This is a genomic window from Pseudomonas californiensis (genome assembly GCF_021147775.1).
Lineage (GTDB): Bacteria > Pseudomonadota > Gammaproteobacteria > Pseudomonadales > Pseudomonadaceae > Aquipseudomonas > Aquipseudomonas californiensis.
Genome location: NZ_JAGTPK010000031.1, coordinates 47,201 through 61,936, shown reverse-complemented (window position 1 = coordinate 61,936; position 14,736 = coordinate 47,201). Strand labels below are relative to the sequence as shown.

Annotated in this window: 11 protein-coding genes and 3 pseudogenes; 8 read left to right on the top strand and 6 right to left on the bottom strand. The window is 59.0% G+C overall.

The window, feature by feature from the left end; translation table 11 throughout:
- Positions 1 to 105: 105 nt before the first annotated feature.
- Positions 106 to 291, bottom strand: a pseudogene (locus KDX37_RS22935) (LysR family transcriptional regulator); the annotation flags it as partial.
- 327 nt (positions 292 to 618) lie between these two features.
- Here KDX37_RS22935 and KDX37_RS22930 point away from each other — a divergent pair.
- The 3 genes and pseudogenes from KDX37_RS22930 to KDX37_RS22920 all read left to right on the top strand — a co-directional run.
- Positions 619 to 1,542 carry a SphA family protein gene (locus KDX37_RS22930; protein WP_231655303.1) on the top strand — a complete coding sequence of 308 codons (924 nt, stop codon included), beginning with the start codon at positions 619 to 621 and terminating at the stop codon, positions 1,540 to 1,542.
- Between the two features lie 51 nt (positions 1,543 to 1,593).
- The gene (locus KDX37_RS22925) at positions 1,594 to 2,802 is read left to right on the top strand and encodes an alpha/beta hydrolase (RefSeq protein WP_231655302.1); all 1,209 of its coding nucleotides are present in this window, start codon (positions 1,594 to 1,596) and stop codon (positions 2,800 to 2,802) included.
- Positions 2,803 to 2,936: 134 nt separating this feature from the next.
- A pseudogene (locus tag KDX37_RS22920) lies at positions 2,937 to 4,505 on the top strand (amidohydrolase); the annotation flags it as partial.
- 149 nt (positions 4,506 to 4,654) lie between these two features.
- Here the strand turns inward: KDX37_RS22920 and KDX37_RS22915 are convergent.
- Positions 4,655 to 5,704, bottom strand: a complete 1,050-nt coding sequence (locus tag KDX37_RS22915; protein ID WP_231655301.1) for a LacI family DNA-binding transcriptional regulator — start codon at positions 5,702 to 5,704, stop codon at positions 4,655 to 4,657.
- A 137-nt stretch (positions 5,705 to 5,841) separates the two neighbouring features.
- Between KDX37_RS22915 and KDX37_RS22910 the strand changes: the two genes are divergently transcribed.
- From KDX37_RS22910 to KDX37_RS22900, 3 genes are all read left to right on the top strand, one after another.
- Positions 5,842 to 6,765, top strand: coding sequence for a TIM barrel protein (locus tag KDX37_RS22910; protein WP_231655300.1), 924 nt, complete (start codon positions 5,842 to 5,844; stop codon positions 6,763 to 6,765).
- A 19-nt stretch (positions 6,766 to 6,784) separates the two neighbouring features.
- Positions 6,785 to 7,954: a Gfo/Idh/MocA family protein gene (locus KDX37_RS22905; RefSeq protein ID WP_231655299.1), complete on the top strand. Its 1,170-nt coding sequence runs from the start codon at positions 6,785 to 6,787 to the stop codon at positions 7,952 to 7,954.
- 81 nt (positions 7,955 to 8,035) lie between these two features.
- Positions 8,036 to 8,938: a sugar phosphate isomerase/epimerase family protein gene (locus KDX37_RS22900; protein WP_231655298.1), complete on the top strand. Its 903-nt coding sequence runs from the start codon at positions 8,036 to 8,038 to the stop codon at positions 8,936 to 8,938.
- A gap of 56 nt (positions 8,939 to 8,994) precedes the next feature.
- Here the strand turns inward: KDX37_RS22900 and KDX37_RS22895 are convergent, their stop codons facing one another.
- The 4 genes and pseudogenes from KDX37_RS22895 to KDX37_RS22880 all read right to left on the bottom strand — a co-directional run bounded on the left by KDX37_RS22895 (position 8,995) and on the right by KDX37_RS22880 (position 12,319).
- On the bottom strand, positions 8,995 to 9,825 hold the full coding sequence (locus tag KDX37_RS22895) for a pirin family protein (protein WP_231655297.1): 831 nt from the start codon (positions 9,823 to 9,825) through the stop codon (positions 8,995 to 8,997).
- A 113-nt stretch (positions 9,826 to 9,938) separates the two neighbouring features.
- Positions 9,939 to 10,346, bottom strand: coding sequence for a DoxX family protein (locus KDX37_RS22890; RefSeq protein ID WP_231655296.1), 408 nt, complete (start codon positions 10,344 to 10,346; stop codon positions 9,939 to 9,941).
- Positions 10,347 to 10,460: 114 nt separating this feature from the next.
- Positions 10,461 to 11,331: pseudogene (locus KDX37_RS22885) on the bottom strand (NmrA/HSCARG family protein).
- A 52-nt stretch (positions 11,332 to 11,383) separates the two neighbouring features.
- A complete protein-coding gene (locus KDX37_RS22880) occupies positions 11,384 to 12,319 on the bottom strand; it encodes an NADP-dependent oxidoreductase (protein WP_231655295.1) in 936 nt (311 codons plus the stop codon).
- A gap of 102 nt (positions 12,320 to 12,421) precedes the next feature.
- Between KDX37_RS22880 and KDX37_RS22875 the strand changes: the two genes are divergently transcribed.
- Both KDX37_RS22875 and KDX37_RS22870 read left to right on the top strand, forming a co-directional pair.
- Positions 12,422 to 13,297: a LysR family transcriptional regulator gene (locus tag KDX37_RS22875; protein ID WP_231655294.1), complete on the top strand. Its 876-nt coding sequence runs from the start codon at positions 12,422 to 12,424 to the stop codon at positions 13,295 to 13,297.
- A gap of 426 nt (positions 13,298 to 13,723) precedes the next feature.
- Complete coding sequence (locus KDX37_RS22870) at positions 13,724 to 14,734, top strand: zinc-binding alcohol dehydrogenase family protein (RefSeq protein WP_231655293.1); 1,011 nt, start codon at positions 13,724 to 13,726, stop codon at positions 14,732 to 14,734.
- Positions 14,735 to 14,736 lie beyond the last annotated feature (2 nt).

Here is a 14,736-nt window from a genome sequence, read left to right as displayed (position 1 = left end):
GAGGATTACGAAGCCTTGCTGCCGTGGAACTGCGAACCTCGACTTCACAGCTAAGCGCTTTACCTATCTTTAGCCAAGTGGGGTTTATGGAGCGCTTACAATAAAACCGGCGTCCGTCAAGGTTGTATGGTGGGTGCTGCGCACCAGAAGCTTGACGCCCAGTTCCTCTTCAAGGTGGTTGATGTTTTTTGTAATCGCCGATGGCGTCTTCCCCAGCTGTTTGGCGGCGCGGCTGAAACTGCCACTGTCAGCAACGGCCAAAAATGTGCTGAACGCACCCAATTTATCCATAGTATTTCCGTTTTGGAAAAAGCATTGTGAGCAAGGACAGCCTTCACGGCGTTCTTTTCTCTTGTACTATAACCACGCCTTGCACACAAACAAAACGCTGATTGAAGACGGTATTAAACATTACGAACAGCGGATCAACTCACGAACTTTTATAGTTTCACTGCACTTCCAAAGAAGACCTTGATACAAGGCGACCTGCACAACAACCTATTAAGAAGCGACTGCCAAAATACCTTTTGCACACGCGCTTCTTCGCCAGTAACGAAGTTACGCGGACACCCTCCGCAGCGAAAGAAGAACAATAATAAATTTTACAGGTAACCCACCATGAATATTCGCACGAGTGCTCGGGCCGCCGTCGTGCTGTCCTTTACATTATGGGGCAGCACTTCGCAGGCAATCGAAAGTGGCGTTCCAACTACCGCGTATGGCGTGTATGACTTCGGGGCCGGCTTTCTACCCCCTCCCACGCCCAACGGTACGATTGCCGGTCGATCCGCTTTCTATAAAACCACGTTGCAGAAGGACGGTCGCGGAAAAGACACCGGCAATGACATCTCGGTCAGCGTACTGTCCTTCTCGCTGGCCTACCTGCGCATGACAGACGCGACCTTTCTGGGTGCCAACTATGGTTTTGGGGCCGTGGCGCCTTTCTTTAAAATGAACGGTGACTTGAAAGTCAATGCCGGTGGGCAGACGGTGTTCGAAACCCACTCGGACCTTTTCAGGCAGGCTGACTTACAACTATTACCGGTCATGCTTCAATGGCACGTAGCGCCTAATGCAGGGATCAATGCGCAACTGCAAATCCAGGCGCCCACCGGTGACTATGATAAAAACCGCTTCATGAACAGTGGGGTCAATCACTGGACCTTTTCACCGATTCTAAATGGCACCTGGATTTCAGAGCACGGACTGGAAGTTTCATCCAGCTTTCAACTCGACTTCAACACCCGCAACCCTGATACCGATTATAAATCCGGTGTCGAGTACCGACATGAGTTTGCAATAGGGCAACACGCCAGTGACTGGACCGTGGGGCTCGGTGGTTATTACTACCATCAGATCAGCGACGATAACGCCGCCAGTCTTGAGAACGGCAACCGCGCCAAAGTCCTGGCTGTCGGCCCTGCCATCTCTTACTTCAAACCGGGCAACCTTCCCGTCTGGTTTCATATCTACAAGGAATTCGACGCCGAAAACCGTTCGCAGGGTTATACGGCAGCTGTCCGCCTCGCGCATTCATTTTGAGCCCATCGACCGCTCATCAAACTCCCTTTATTCTTTATTCGTGAGCCCATCATGACTCGATATCTTCCGCTGTCGGCTTCGTTCGCAACACTGGTGACTTCGTTCTGGCTTTGCACTGCCTTTGCAGGGCCACCGCCAATCGAAAGCGTAGAGGACGCCGTCAAATTCGAATCCTCACTGTTTATTCCGAGTGGCCACTTCTGGGACACACCCACGGGTGCACCGGGCGTACCAGGCCAGTTGATCCGTTCAGAACCGGCCGATAACTACCACATTCCCAAGGGCGCCTCAGCCACCCGAATTCTTTACTGGTCCAACGACCTTTACCAGAGCCCGACCGTCGCGTCAGCGGTGCTCATCAAGCCCGCAGGAACCGCACCCAAAGGAGGTTTCCCGCTGGTGGTCTGGGCTCACGGCACCATGGGTGTCGGGAAAATGTGCGGTGCGTCCAACTCGTTCGACGCGGGTTACAACGTCATGCCTCTGTTGGCTCAGGGCTTTGCCGTACTGGCCGTCGACTACGCAGGCCTGGCCACCGAGGGCGGCCACGCGTACATGAACAAGATCGTCAATGCCACCGACGTGATCAACGCGGTGCCTGCGGCTCAGAAGGCGGTCACAGGCGTGACCCGAAAATGGGTCGCGATAGGCCATTCACAAGGCGGTCAGGCCGTGTGGGGCGTTGCCGAGCAGCAAGCCTCCCGCAAGGACCCGAACTACCTGGCTGCCGTGGCCCTCGCGCCAGCGGTGGGCGGAGCCGCATTGCTTGAGGATAACGCGAGTCAACCGGGTGCATTGTTCTATCCCGTCTACATGGCACGTGCAATCAAACAGCAGTTCCCACGATTTGACATCAACACAATGCTGACTGCTGAGGCAGCTGGACGGTATGACGATCTGGTCAACAAGGGCTGCTACTTCTATGCGCAAGCTGCATTCGCACACGTCAAACCGGGCAGTGTGTTGAAGCAGGACTGGGCCAGCCAGCCCTACGTGTCTGATTTTTTCGCGATCAACCAGGTGGGTAACAAGCCCATCGCAGGTTCGCTGCTGGTTGCGATTGGCGCCAGCGATGCCGCCACACCGCCGGCTGTGATCGAAACTCAGGCCAGAAAGGCCTGTGCGGCCGGTAACGCGCTCGTGCTGCGCTCCTACCCGGGCGACCATGTCGGGATGCTTCAGACATCACTCGCAGATGTGACGGCGTGGATCAAGGACAGGTTCGCCGCCAAGCCGGTTACCGGGGCTTGCAAGGCCTGAGTCAAAAGTCCCGGCCCATCAGAACCCGCCTGCCCTGCGCAACCGATGACGGAGTGCTGTCCTGCGTCATCTGTTGCCGATCAGGCCCCGAAGCCAGACCCAACGCGTCGAACTGATCGGGCCTTCGGCGCCACATGTTGAAAGGAGCCTCTATGTCGCCAATCGCCGAGTTGATTATCACCAACGCCAGAATCCATACGATGGACGAGCGAACGCCCATGGCCGAGGCCATCGCGGTGCAAAACGGTCGTATTTTGGCCGTGGGCAGTCATGACCACATCCGCCATTTTGCGGGTGCACGCACGCGGTGCCTTGATGCCGGAGGTCGGATGATGTTGCCGGGTTTGCAGGATACCCACGTGCACTTTCAACTCAGCAGCGCGGACTTCTACCACAGCGCGTTGCTGTACGACGTTGAACGTATCGAAGACATGCTGGGTGTGATCAAGGCGTTCGCAGACGAGAACCCACACAAGCAGTGGATCCGAGGGGTCGGTTTCTCCTCCTCTCGTTTCAACCCGCAACAACTGACCAAGGAGCTGCTGGACAGCGTCACCGGCAACCGTCCTGCGCTTATCTTCGCCAATGACTACCACAACGGCTGGGCCAACAGCGCCGCATTTGCAGCGGCGGGTGTTGTGCCAGGTAGCCCGGAGCCCGATAACGGCCGCTACCTGCGCCTGGACGACGGCAGCCCGAAAGGCTGGCTGAGCGAAGATGCCATATGGGCAATGAGCCGTTTTGCGCCGCCCTACACCGAAGATGATTATCTAAGGGCCATGAAGCAATACAGCAAGGACTTCAACCGCCGCGGTATCACCGGGGTGCTGGATGCGATGGTCAATCGCAATCTGATGCAGAACTACCTGACCGCCCATGAGCGTGGTGACCTGAGCCTGCGCGTTTGCGGTACGGCGAAGATTTTCGCCCACAAGCCATTGGCCGAACAGGTCGAGGAATTGATTTCATTGAGGAACACCTACCAGGGCGACTGGGTTTCGCTGCACTCGGCCAAGTTTTTCCTCGACGGTGTGCTCGAAAACGGTACTGCTGCGTTGCTCGATGCACGCAGCGATGACGGCAGCCATGCTGAGCTGATGTTCAGCCAGGCACAGATCAACGAATGCTTCACGGCACTGGACCACGCGGGCTTCCAGTTGCATGTCCATACCATTGGCGACCGCGCTGTGCGCTCTGCAATAGATGGCATCGAACACGCGCAACATCAAAACGGTCGATGGAATGCCCGGCACCAGCTGGCACATCTTCAGGTGGTGGATCCTGCCGACATTCCCCGGTTCAAGGCACTCGGGATCCTGGCCAACTTCCAGACATTGTGGGCGCAGCCAAACCCCGAACTGGATCCGCTGGTGAATGCCATGCTCGGCCCGGATCGGGGCGAATGGATCTACCCCATCGGAGCGCTCATCCGTCAGGGCGCCACCTGCATGCTGAGCAGCGACTGGGGGGTGAGCACCTATGACCCTTTCCAGATCATGCAGTGCGCCGTCACGCGCCAGAGCGAACACAGCAAAGGTGACGGGCCTGCGCATACGCCACAGCACCGGATCAGCATTGAGGACGCGGTAAAGGGTTACACCGTCAATGCCGCGCACGCTGTCTGGCGCGAGGCCTGCACCGGTAGCCTCAGTGTCGGCAAATATGCGGATTTGATCGTGCTCGACCGTGATCTGTTCAACATCCCGCCCTGTGAAATAGGGGCAAACCCAAGTGTTGCTGACCCTGCTGGCCGGCAAGGAAGTCCATCGACATCCTTCGTTCGACGCCTGAACATCCGGCCTGACACAGGTGCGCACGAACGACTCAGGCGCGCCCTGCTCACCTGTCGGTTTCAAATGCTTTCGCTGACATCGATCTGGACGGGCACGATGACCCTCGCGACCAGATCGGGCTCAGCGACCGCTGCAACCAGAGCCTTCACCGCCTCCTCCGCCACCGTGATGACGGGATGCGACAGCACCGCCTGCACCAGGTCGGTTTTCAGCGCTTCCCGGGTCAGCGGCGTCAAGTCGTGACACACCACCACCGGCAGCCTGACCTGCTGCTGTTGAAGCTCACGCAGGGCACGCAATACGCCTGCAACTCCGCCACCGGCCACATACAACGCGGACAGATCCGGTTCGCCACTCAGCAAGTCACGCGCGTTGCCGTAGGCGAAATCATCGTCTTCAAGCGTCAGGCGTGACGCCAGCAACTCCCACTCGGGGGAATGACTGGACAGGTAACTGCGAAAACTCAGCTCACACAGCTCCTGACACTGGAAACGCTGACTGCTGACCATCACGGCGGCAGAGCCGGGCTGCTTGGCCAGCCGGGTGACGAACCACCCGGCGGTACGGCCCATCAGTCGGCTGTCGACACCGACGAACGCGGTGCCAGAGGAACCGGCCAGTTCTGAAATCAGCGGGACCACAGGAACACCGGTGGCTTTCAGGCGAGCGATGGCTTCACGTACGCGCGGATGATCAACCGCCACCATCCCAATGCCATCGACCTGTTCACCCAGCACCAAAACGCGCTGAGCCACCGTTGCCGGGTCCAGATCATCCAGATAGCCGATCACCACACGGACACGCGCCTGGGTGAAGGTCGCCGCAGCGTTGGAGAGCGCCTTTGCCAGACCTTGATAGAACGCCACGCCGCTCTTCTGCAACAGAAAGCCCAGACGAACCGTGGGTTTGTCATTGAGAACGCGCTGTTCGATCACCCCTTTTGCATGAAAACCAAGGCGTGCCGCCGCCATCGCGATCCGATGCGCAGTGTCGGTGCGCACGTCGGCTCGCAGGTTCAGCACCCGGTCGACCGTAGACAGGCTGACGCCCGCTTCGCGAGCGACATCCGCCATGGTCGGGCGGAATTTTCGACGAGGCGTTTCTGACATGTTTTGACATCCCTTTTTTTGATAATGAAGGGTTTTGACAGAGTTGACCATCCCCCCGTTGCCGTGCTCCGTACGACTGAAATAGCATCGACCCTGTGCTGAACGCTCATCAATAACAAAAAAGCTGGAGTGCACCCATGACCATCCATATCTCCACAGCACCCTGCTGCTGGGGCGTTGACGATGTGAGAAACCCTTTCTTGCCGCCCTGGCGTAACGTGCTCGGCGAAGCCGCACAGGCGGGGTATCGCGGCATCGAGCTGGGCCCTTATGGCTACCTTCCGCTGGATGCCGGCGTCGTCAGCACTGCTCTCGCTGATAATCGTCTGCACGTTGTCGCAGGCACCATTTTCGACGACCTGGTAACGCCTGCAAACCTGCCGTCCCTCCTCCGTCAGGCCCACGACATCTGCGCTCTGTTGAAACAGCTGCCAGCCATCGAAAAGGAATCCGGACAGCGTTATGCAGGGCCTTATCTGGTCATCATCGATTGGGGCCACGAAGCGCGTGACTACGCAGCGGGCCACTCTGATCGGGCCCAGCGTCTTGATGACGCAACCTGGGACACGATGATGGGCCACATCCGTGCGATCAGTGACATTGCCTGGAATGAATACGGCATTCGGCCCGTGATCCACCCCCATGCGGGCGGTTACATCGAGTTTGCCGACGAACTCGCACGGTTGGTCGAAGACATCCCGGACCCGGTCGCAGGCCTGTGCCTGGACACCGGCCACCTCTATTACGCCGGCATGGACCCGGCAGCCTCGTTACGGGCTTACGCGCATCGGCTGGACTACATCCATTTCAAAGACATCGATCAACGCGTCTTTGACCGTGTGATGAACGAGCGCATCAGGTTTTTCGACGCCTGTGGCCAAGGTGTCATGTGCCCTATCGGCCGCGGCGTGATCGATTATCCGGGCTTGTATCGCCTTATTCAGAACCTCGGATATGAGGGGTACATCACCGTCGAACAGGAACGTGACCCGCGCAACGCCAACGGCAGCCTGGAAGATGTCAGGTCCAGTCGCACCTACCTTGCAGAAGTCGGATTCTGATCCGCACGAGGTAATCAACATGATCAACGGCAGCAAACGCATTGCACAACCGATTCGCTGGGCCATGGTGGGCGGCGGCAGCCAAAGCCAGATCGGCTACATCCATCGTTGCGCAGCATTGCGCGACAACACGTTCGCCCTGGTGGCAGGCGCATTCGACATCGATCCGGTGCGTGGCAGCGAATTCGGCGGGCAACTGGGGCTCGATCCTGAACGCTGTTACGCCGATTACCTGAGCCTGTTCGAGCAGGAAGCTCAGCGCCCGGACGGCATCCAGGCCGTCTCGATTGCCACTCCCAATGGCACCCATTACGCGATTACCAAAGCGGCGCTTGAAGCCGGACTGCACGTCGTCTGTGAAAAACCTTTGTGCTTCACTGTCGAGCAAGCCGAAACCCTGCGTGAGCTGGCCAGGCAAAACAACCGTGTGGTAGGCGTGACCTACGGTTATGCCGGGCATCAGTTGATTGAGCAGGCACGCGAGATGATCGCGGACGGTGCGCTGGGCGAGATCCGCATGGTGCACATGCAGTTCGCCCACGGCTTCCACAGTGCTGCGGTCGAGGCGCAAAGCCAGGCGACACAATGGCGCGTCGACCCACGGCAAGCCGGGCCCAGCTATGTGCTGGGTGATGTCGGAACGCATCCGCTGTACCTGTCAGAAGTGATGCTGCCAGACCTCAGGATCAAACGACTGATGTGCAGTCGACAAAGTTTCGTCGCCAGCCGCGCGCCACTGGAAGACAACGCTTACACCCTGATGGAATACGAAGGGGGTGCGATGGGCATGGTGTGGTCGAGCGCGGTCAACGCAGGCTCGATGCATGGCCAGAAAATCCGGGTCATCGGTTCAAAAGCGAGCCTCGAATGGTGGGATGAGCGCCCCAATCAACTGAGCGTTGAAATACAGGGGCAACCCGCGCAGATCTTCGAGCGTGGCATGGGTTACCTGCACGCGAATGCGCGGGTCGATGATCGCATCGGCGGTGGCCATCCTGAGGGGTTGTTCGAAGCCTGGGCCAATCTCTATTACCGGTTCGCCCTGGCCATGGATGCGTGCGATCGCAAGGACGATCAGGCGCTGCGCAATATCCGTTACCCCGGCATCGACGCAGGCGTCGAAGGTGTCCGTTGGGTCGAACGCTGCGTGCAGTCTGCCGACAACGATTGCGCCTGGGTGGCGTACTGAACCCCTTTCGACCGTGATCCGCATCTCCATTCCTTGGAACCCACGCCTTCACGGCAACCGTAACGTGCCAGGAGAACAACAATGAAAATAGCCCTCGACCCCTACATGCATCGCCACTTGAGCCTGCCAGAGCTGTGCCGCAAAACGGCCGAACTCGGTTACGAATACATTGAGCTGTCGCCCCGAGACGACTTCCTGCCCTGGTGGGTGCGTCCGCGCGCTCACAAGGAGCGTATCGCCGAATTCAAGAAAGCCCTGCGCGACCATCATGTGCAGCTCGCCTCATTGCTGCCGATGTACCGTTGGGCCAGCCCCCATGAGGATGAACGTCGCGCCGCCGTGAATTACTGGAAAGAAGCGATCCAGATTGCCGTGGAAATGGGCTGCACCACGATGAATTCAGAGTTCGGCCGTGGCCCGTCGCCTGATCGCGGGCACAAGGTCAGCTGCTGCGGCGGCTCTCATACCCATGAGTCCAGCGAAGCCGCGTGGTGGCGCTCCATGGAAGAACTGGTGCCTGTGCTTGAAAAAGAAGGCGTCACGCTCAATGTCGAGCCGCACCCCGAAGACTGGTGCGAGACCCTGCATCCGGCGCTGGACATGCTCAAGACCATCGGTTCGGACCATGTCAAATTCCTGTACTGCACACCGCACACCTTTTACTTCGGTGACGACATGGCACAGATGATCGCCGATGCCGGCTCGATGATTGCCCACGTCCACATCGCCGACACCTACAACCACAAGGCGTCGTCAGGCCTGCGCTATATCGTCAACCCGCCGGGCGCAAAAGTGACGGTGCATCAGCACATGGACATGCATCAGGGTGAAATCGACTGGGACCTGTTCTTCGGCTCGCTGGCCAAGACCGGCTTCGACGGCATCGTCACTGCGTGCGTGTTCGGCTGGGAAGAACGTGCCGACGACTCCGGGCGGTTCATGCGCAAGGAAATCCAGGGTTACGTGGACAAATATTTCAAATAGACGCAAGGCTGACGTTTGAGATCAAGCGGGCGGCTGAAAGGCGCCCGCTGCGCGCATCAGCGAAACACTGGAATGGTGCCGCTTGCGGTGCGGCGATCTCCGGCGGCTTTCAGCTTTTTGCCCAGTTCAGCGATGCGACGCTCACCCTGCTCCAACGCCTGCTCACTGGTATGCACCGAGTAGTACCCCATGTGCAGATCGTGTGGATGAGGCACTGCCGAACCGAGCACGAACACCGCGTCCTCCTGCCCGCAAGCCTGCAAGCCTGCAAGCCTGCAAGCCTGCAATACGATGGGGGACTCGCTTGAATCGAAACTCACCAGTTCGCCGGACTGAATAATCCCGTCGCCCTGCAGCGCCCCGTTGGCCAGCGCAAGCCATGCCACCGTATGACCGGCAGGCGGCTCATACACCCAGCGTTCTCCGGGCGTTAACGTGACCAGCAGGTAGTTGACCCCTTCAGGTGCAGGAACCGGGCTTTGTACGCCGCGATAGGTACCCAGAATGACCTGAGCGGGCTGGCCCTTCTGGGCGCCCACCGACTCGATATAGCGACTTTCAGGTTCACTGTTTTCAAGCTCGGCCGGTAACGTGATCCACAGCTGAAAGCCCTGAATACGAGGCACATCATCTGCACTCAGTTCCTTGCCGTGCCAGACGCCACCCGCTGCACGCATCCACTCGACTCCGCCGTAACCCAGCGTCCCTTGCCCATTGTCCGGATCGCTGTAGCGCACACGACCTTGGGTAAACACCGTGATGGTCGCTATCCCGGAGTGAGGATGCAGATGCATGTTTTCCATCGCACGAACAGCGTCCCCGCTGGCATCGAAGATATCCAGGAACACAAAGGGCTTGAGCAACTGCCCCAGATCAGAGGGACTCATGAGGCGGGTGATGGGGCCGTGACCCGCTGTTCCCGTGTGTGCTGCGTAATGCGACGGGGCAAATCGGTACCGAGGTGCGCTGAAGACGTCTTCATGATTTCGATTCCCTGGCGTCAGGCATGCGTTGGGCGGATGAGCGTCAAGAGACCGGCGCGATTGAGCCAGGCAATGCTTGCCGTAATCACCCCTAACAGGATTCCCGGTGCGGGACTGCCGCCAATCACGAACACGTGAGTGAAAACGGCGCATGCCATGGTGATCGCCAGCAGCAGCCCCGCCAGGCCAGCGCTGTAAGGAATCAGCAACGCAATGGCCGCGCTGACTTCGACCAGCCCGGTGAAGATGCGGAACCATTGGCCCAGACCAATGTGTTCAAAGATCTCGACCATCATCGGTATACCGGCAAGTTTGGCGCCGCCAGCGGCCAGAAAAGCCACTGCCGCCAACAGACGTAATGCCAGGGAGGTGTAGCGGATAGTCTTGCTCCGTGCGGGGTCCTGCGTGACCGTCTGACTGCTCATGACGCTGTACTCTTGAGAGGGTTGAAAGTGAGAGGGTTGAAAGCTGGACGACAAGCGGGCTTCAGGGAGCGGCGGTCACCCGCAAAACCGGAGCGCCCCCTGCCCTGCGACGGTTCAAACCGTGGCAAGCGACTCGTTCACGAACGCTTCATAGGTGCGCAGCGGGTGGCCCACGATGGCCTCAAGCCGAGCCACGGTTCCGTCAGCGGCCTGCATGCCGAACTTCTGGATACCTGCCATCATCAGGCGCATGTCATACGCCAGCCAATTGGGGCCGTAGGCAGCCAGCTGCCCTTCGAACGCCGCGATATCATCACCGCCATAGGCGATCTCGCGCCCCAAAGCCGCGCTCCAGATCCTGGCGACTGACGCACCGGTAAGCGGTTGCGGGCCCACCAGTTCCAGGGTCACACGTTCAAGCGCCGAAAGTGCCTTGTCGCGGCGCAGCAGTTCGGCCACGGCAACATCGGCAATGTCACGCGCATCGATCATCGAAACGCCCGCTGCGCCGATGGGCATCGGGTACACCGAGTAGTTCTGGATCGTCTGCAGGACCATGTGCTCGTTTTGCATGAAATACGCCGGACGCAGAACTGTCGCCGGGATATCGAGGGTTTCGATCATGCGTTCAACCGTATGCTTGCCGGTGAAGTGCGGCACATTGGTGAATTTGTCAGCATGAATCACCGACAGATAGACGATGCGTCTCGATACCGGCCTCCTGGGCGAGGTTCAGCGTGATCAGCGCCTGGGTCACTTCATCAGGGGTAACGGCATTGATCAGAAACAACGTGCGGACCGACGACAGCGCGGTACGCAGGGAAGCGACATCGGTGAGGTCTGCCACAACTTCAGTGACGCCTGCGGGGAAGTCTCGCTTGCCCGTTTGACGCACCAGGGCTTTGACCTGCGCACCGGCCTTTGAAAGGCCCTGGGTAATCAGTGAACCAATAGTGCCCGTGGCACCAATAACGAGAATGCTCATGGTGAAACTCCTGCAATGGATTTCGGATGGATGTGAGAGGGATGTGTGATGATCAGCGGGTGAAGTCCGCCACGACCTTGCCCGTGTGTGAAACGGTCCGGTTGCGTTCGATTGCCTGGGGGATATCCGCGAAATCGACCACGTTGCCGATCCTGGATGTCAGCGTGCCGCTGGCGACAGCCTTGGCCAGCCGCTCCAGGAGTTCGGGGTCAGGTTTGTTCATGAACCACAGACTGCGGCGATTCGCCGGGGTCCGGGCCAGGATGTCGGGTGATGACGTTCCGATAATGACGCCGTCTTCGGCAAGCACCTGCCAGGAGCGATCAAGCACCTCACCGCCCACGTAATCGAGAACCAGATCGATGTTCTCAAGGACGTCCTCGAAACGTTGGGTCTGATAGTCGATGACCTGGTGGGCACCCAGACTGCGTACATAGTCCAGATCGGCAGCGCTCGCAGTCGCGAATACCTCGGCGCCTGCCTGTCTGGCGTATTGCACCACATAGGCACCCAGCCCACCTGCCGCACCGTGAACCAGGATTCGCTGGCCTGGCGTGATGGGGCCTGCGTGATGAAGACTGTTCCACGCGGCGACTGCGGCTACCGGCATGGCGGCAGCTTTAACATCGCTCAAATCATCAGGCGTGGGGGCCAGGCTGGCCTCGCCGACGGTCACGAACTCAGCGTACGCGCCCAGCCCGCCCACAGCGCCCATGACGCGGTCACCCACACGGAAACGAGAGGCGCCAGGCCCGACGGCGTCCACCACCCCGGCCATTTCGGCACCCAGCACAATGGGCAGTTGAAGCGGAAAAGCATTGCGAACATGACCTTCGCGGACCTTCCAGTCGATGCCGTTCACGCCGGCTGCGCGGACCTTGACCCTGACTTGGCCTTGCCCAGGTGCTGGCGTTTCGATGCTGGCGATGTGTGCTGCGTCAGCGCCGCCATAACGGCTGATCAATACTGCGCGGTGAAGGGTGCTCATCGGAGTGCCTCGGATCAAGTGTCGATGACGAGAAAGTATTCTGTTGCAGATAAAAAACGAAGACTCCAAAATCCAGACACATCGTTTCAAAAATGGAACACCATGAACCTGAACGCGCTGATCGACTTTATCCTCGTCGCCTCCAATGAAGGCCTGGGGAAGGCAAGCCGTGCGAGCGGTGTGTCCAAGGCCACCTTGTCGCGCCGGATTGCCGACCTTGAAGAACAACTGGGCGTCCGGCTGATCGAACGCAGCGCTCGCGGTTTGAAGCTCACCGAGGCTGGCGAACTCCTGATGTCTCGAACCGAGGGCCCGCTGAGTGAGGTCGCGGAAGCGATGACAACCGCTCGCGAGGGCGTTTCGGCGCCTCGAGGACGCTTGCGCGTCGCGGCCCCGGTGTTGTTCTCCCAACTGGCGATGGGCCGAATCGGGGCTGAGTTCTGTATCGCCTACCCGGACGTTGTGATTGAAGTCGTCGCGGAAGATCGCATGGTGGATCTGGTGGAGGAAAAGTTCGACATCGCCATCCGAATGAACCCCGGCCCGGACAGCAACCTGGTCGGACGCTGTTTTGCCAAGGACCGCCTGGTCGTGGTGGCTGCGCCTGAAATACCCAGGCCCCTGCCCGGCGCGATCCGGCCCGTCCCGAGTATCGTCACGTCGACCTTTCAGCCCACCCGGTGGAATCTTGATGGGGGCAAGCTGATCGTCGAACCGATCCCGAAAATGCAGTTCTCCTCGCTGCTGATGGTCCGCGATGCCGCTATCGCAGGCGGTGGAGCGGCCCTCATTCCGCAATCCATCGCCTGGAATCAGTTGGCGCGTGGCGAACTGGTTCAGTGGGGTGCGGTGCTGGGAGCAGAGCCCGCGCTCTGGGTGCTGCACACCTCCAGGCGCCTCGCGGCGCCCAAGGTTCGTGCGTTCGTCGATTTCATCTGCGCCAGGTACCCGGACATGTCACTGGTCTTGACGGGCTAAAGCGTGTACTTCGCCGGGCTCGTGTCGCGGGCCCGGACATGGCTGAACATGTGTCAGCATTCAGGGACCCGCGCCAGGCCGTGAAACGGGCTCGAAAATCCAGCCCCCTCAGCAAGCGCAGCTGAAAAGCAGAAAACCACTCTCCCTTGCCTGCTTGCCCCCTCACCTCATGCTCGGTGGTCTGAAAGCAAAAGCGGCTTCCAGAAACTCACATTGGTCAGTCCAATCTATTTTTATATAAATTGGTCTTTCCAATATTGCGCTCGGTGCGTAGCTTTTCGGGCAACGATCAACCGAGCGGGCACCTGTCCGCCTAAAACAAAAAGAGATCATCAGAATGAGTAAATTTCCCCGCCAGCCGGGCGCTCGGTGCCCTCTTCCACTTGTCGACGTCCGTCGCCCGCGCCCCCGCCAAGGAGCCTCAACATGCTGACTGTCATCTGTGACGAACCTGGTTCTTTAACCGCCGTCGAGACTGAAAAACCTGTACGAATGGCGGGAGAAGTCCTCATCCGTATCAAGCGTGTCGGGGTTTGCGGCACCGACCTGCATATTTTCACCGGCAATCAGCCCTACCTTGAATACCCGCGCGTGATGGGCCATGAGTTCTCCGGGCTTGTAGAAGAAACCGACAGTGCCAGCGACCTGAACATTGGTGATGTCGTCTACGTGATGCCCTATCTTTCCTGTGGGACCTGCATTGCTTGCCGCCAGGGCAAGACCAACTGCTGCACCCGTATTCGCGTGTTGGGCGTTCACTGCGACGGTGCCTTTACCGAATACCTGAGCATTCCCCATGAGTTCGTGCACAAGGCAGTGGGTGTGTCCCTTGATCAGGCCGCGATGATCGAATTTCTATCAATCGGTGCTCACGCGGTGCGCCGTTCGAATATCCAGGCGAATCAACATGCGCTCGTGGTCGGCACAGGCCCGATCGGCATGGCAGCAGCGATTTTCGCCAGCCTGCGAGGAGCGAAAGTCACCGTTCTGGATACCCGTGACGATCGCCTGTCGTTCTGTAAGGAACACCTGAAGATTCATGCGGCGGTGAAAATCGGCGAAGCCGACAAGGAGAGGCTGGCGGAGCTCACGGACGGTGATTTTTTCGACGTGGTGTTTGATGCCACCGGCAATGCCCGCGCCATGGAGCGCGGGTTCGAGTTCATCGCGCATGGCGGGACCTATGTGATGATTTCGGTGGTCAGGGACTCCATCACCTTCTCCGACCCTGAGTTTCACAAGCGGGAAGCCACCTTGATGGGGAGCCGTAACGCCACAAAAGAAGACTTCCGTTTTGTCGAAGAGTGCTTGCGCAACGGATTGATTCCGGACGCTGCGCTCAATACCCACCGCCTGACGCTCAGCGATGTTGCCCGCTCGTTCACCACCTTGCTCGACCCGAAACAAGGCGTCGTCAAGGCAATCATCGAATGTTAGGA

What these genes read in the sequence shown, in the direction of transcription:
- KDX37_RS22910 (WP_231655300.1), top strand. Translation starts at nt 5,842, where the DNA reads ATGACCATCCATATCTCCACAGCACCCTGCTGCTGGGGCGTTGACGAT.
- KDX37_RS22925 (WP_231655302.1), top strand. Translation starts at nt 1,594, where the DNA reads ATGACTCGATATCTTCCGCTGTCGGCTTCGTTCGCAACACTGGTGACT.
- KDX37_RS22905 (WP_231655299.1), top strand. Translation starts at nt 6,785, where the DNA reads ATGATCAACGGCAGCAAACGCATTGCACAACCGATTCGCTGGGCCATG.
- KDX37_RS22875 (WP_231655294.1), top strand. Translation starts at nt 12,422, where the DNA reads ATGAACCTGAACGCGCTGATCGACTTTATCCTCGTCGCCTCCAATGAA.
- KDX37_RS22930 (WP_231655303.1), top strand. Translation starts at nt 619, where the DNA reads ATGAATATTCGCACGAGTGCTCGGGCCGCCGTCGTGCTGTCCTTTACA.
- KDX37_RS22915 (WP_231655301.1), bottom strand. Translation starts at nt 5,704, where the DNA reads ATGTCAGAAACGCCTCGTCGAAAATTCCGCCCGACCATGGCGGATGTC.
- KDX37_RS22880 (WP_231655295.1), bottom strand. Translation starts at nt 12,319, where the DNA reads ATGAGCACCCTTCACCGCGCAGTATTGATCAGCCGTTATGGCGGCGCT.
- KDX37_RS22890 (WP_231655296.1), bottom strand. Translation starts at nt 10,346, where the DNA reads ATGAGCAGTCAGACGGTCACGCAGGACCCCGCACGGAGCAAGACTATC.
- KDX37_RS22895 (WP_231655297.1), bottom strand. Translation starts at nt 9,825, where the DNA reads ATGAGTCCCTCTGATCTGGGGCAGTTGCTCAAGCCCTTTGTGTTCCTG.
- KDX37_RS22900 (WP_231655298.1), top strand. Translation starts at nt 8,036, where the DNA reads ATGAAAATAGCCCTCGACCCCTACATGCATCGCCACTTGAGCCTGCCA.
- KDX37_RS22870 (WP_231655293.1), top strand. Translation starts at nt 13,724, where the DNA reads ATGCTGACTGTCATCTGTGACGAACCTGGTTCTTTAACCGCCGTCGAG.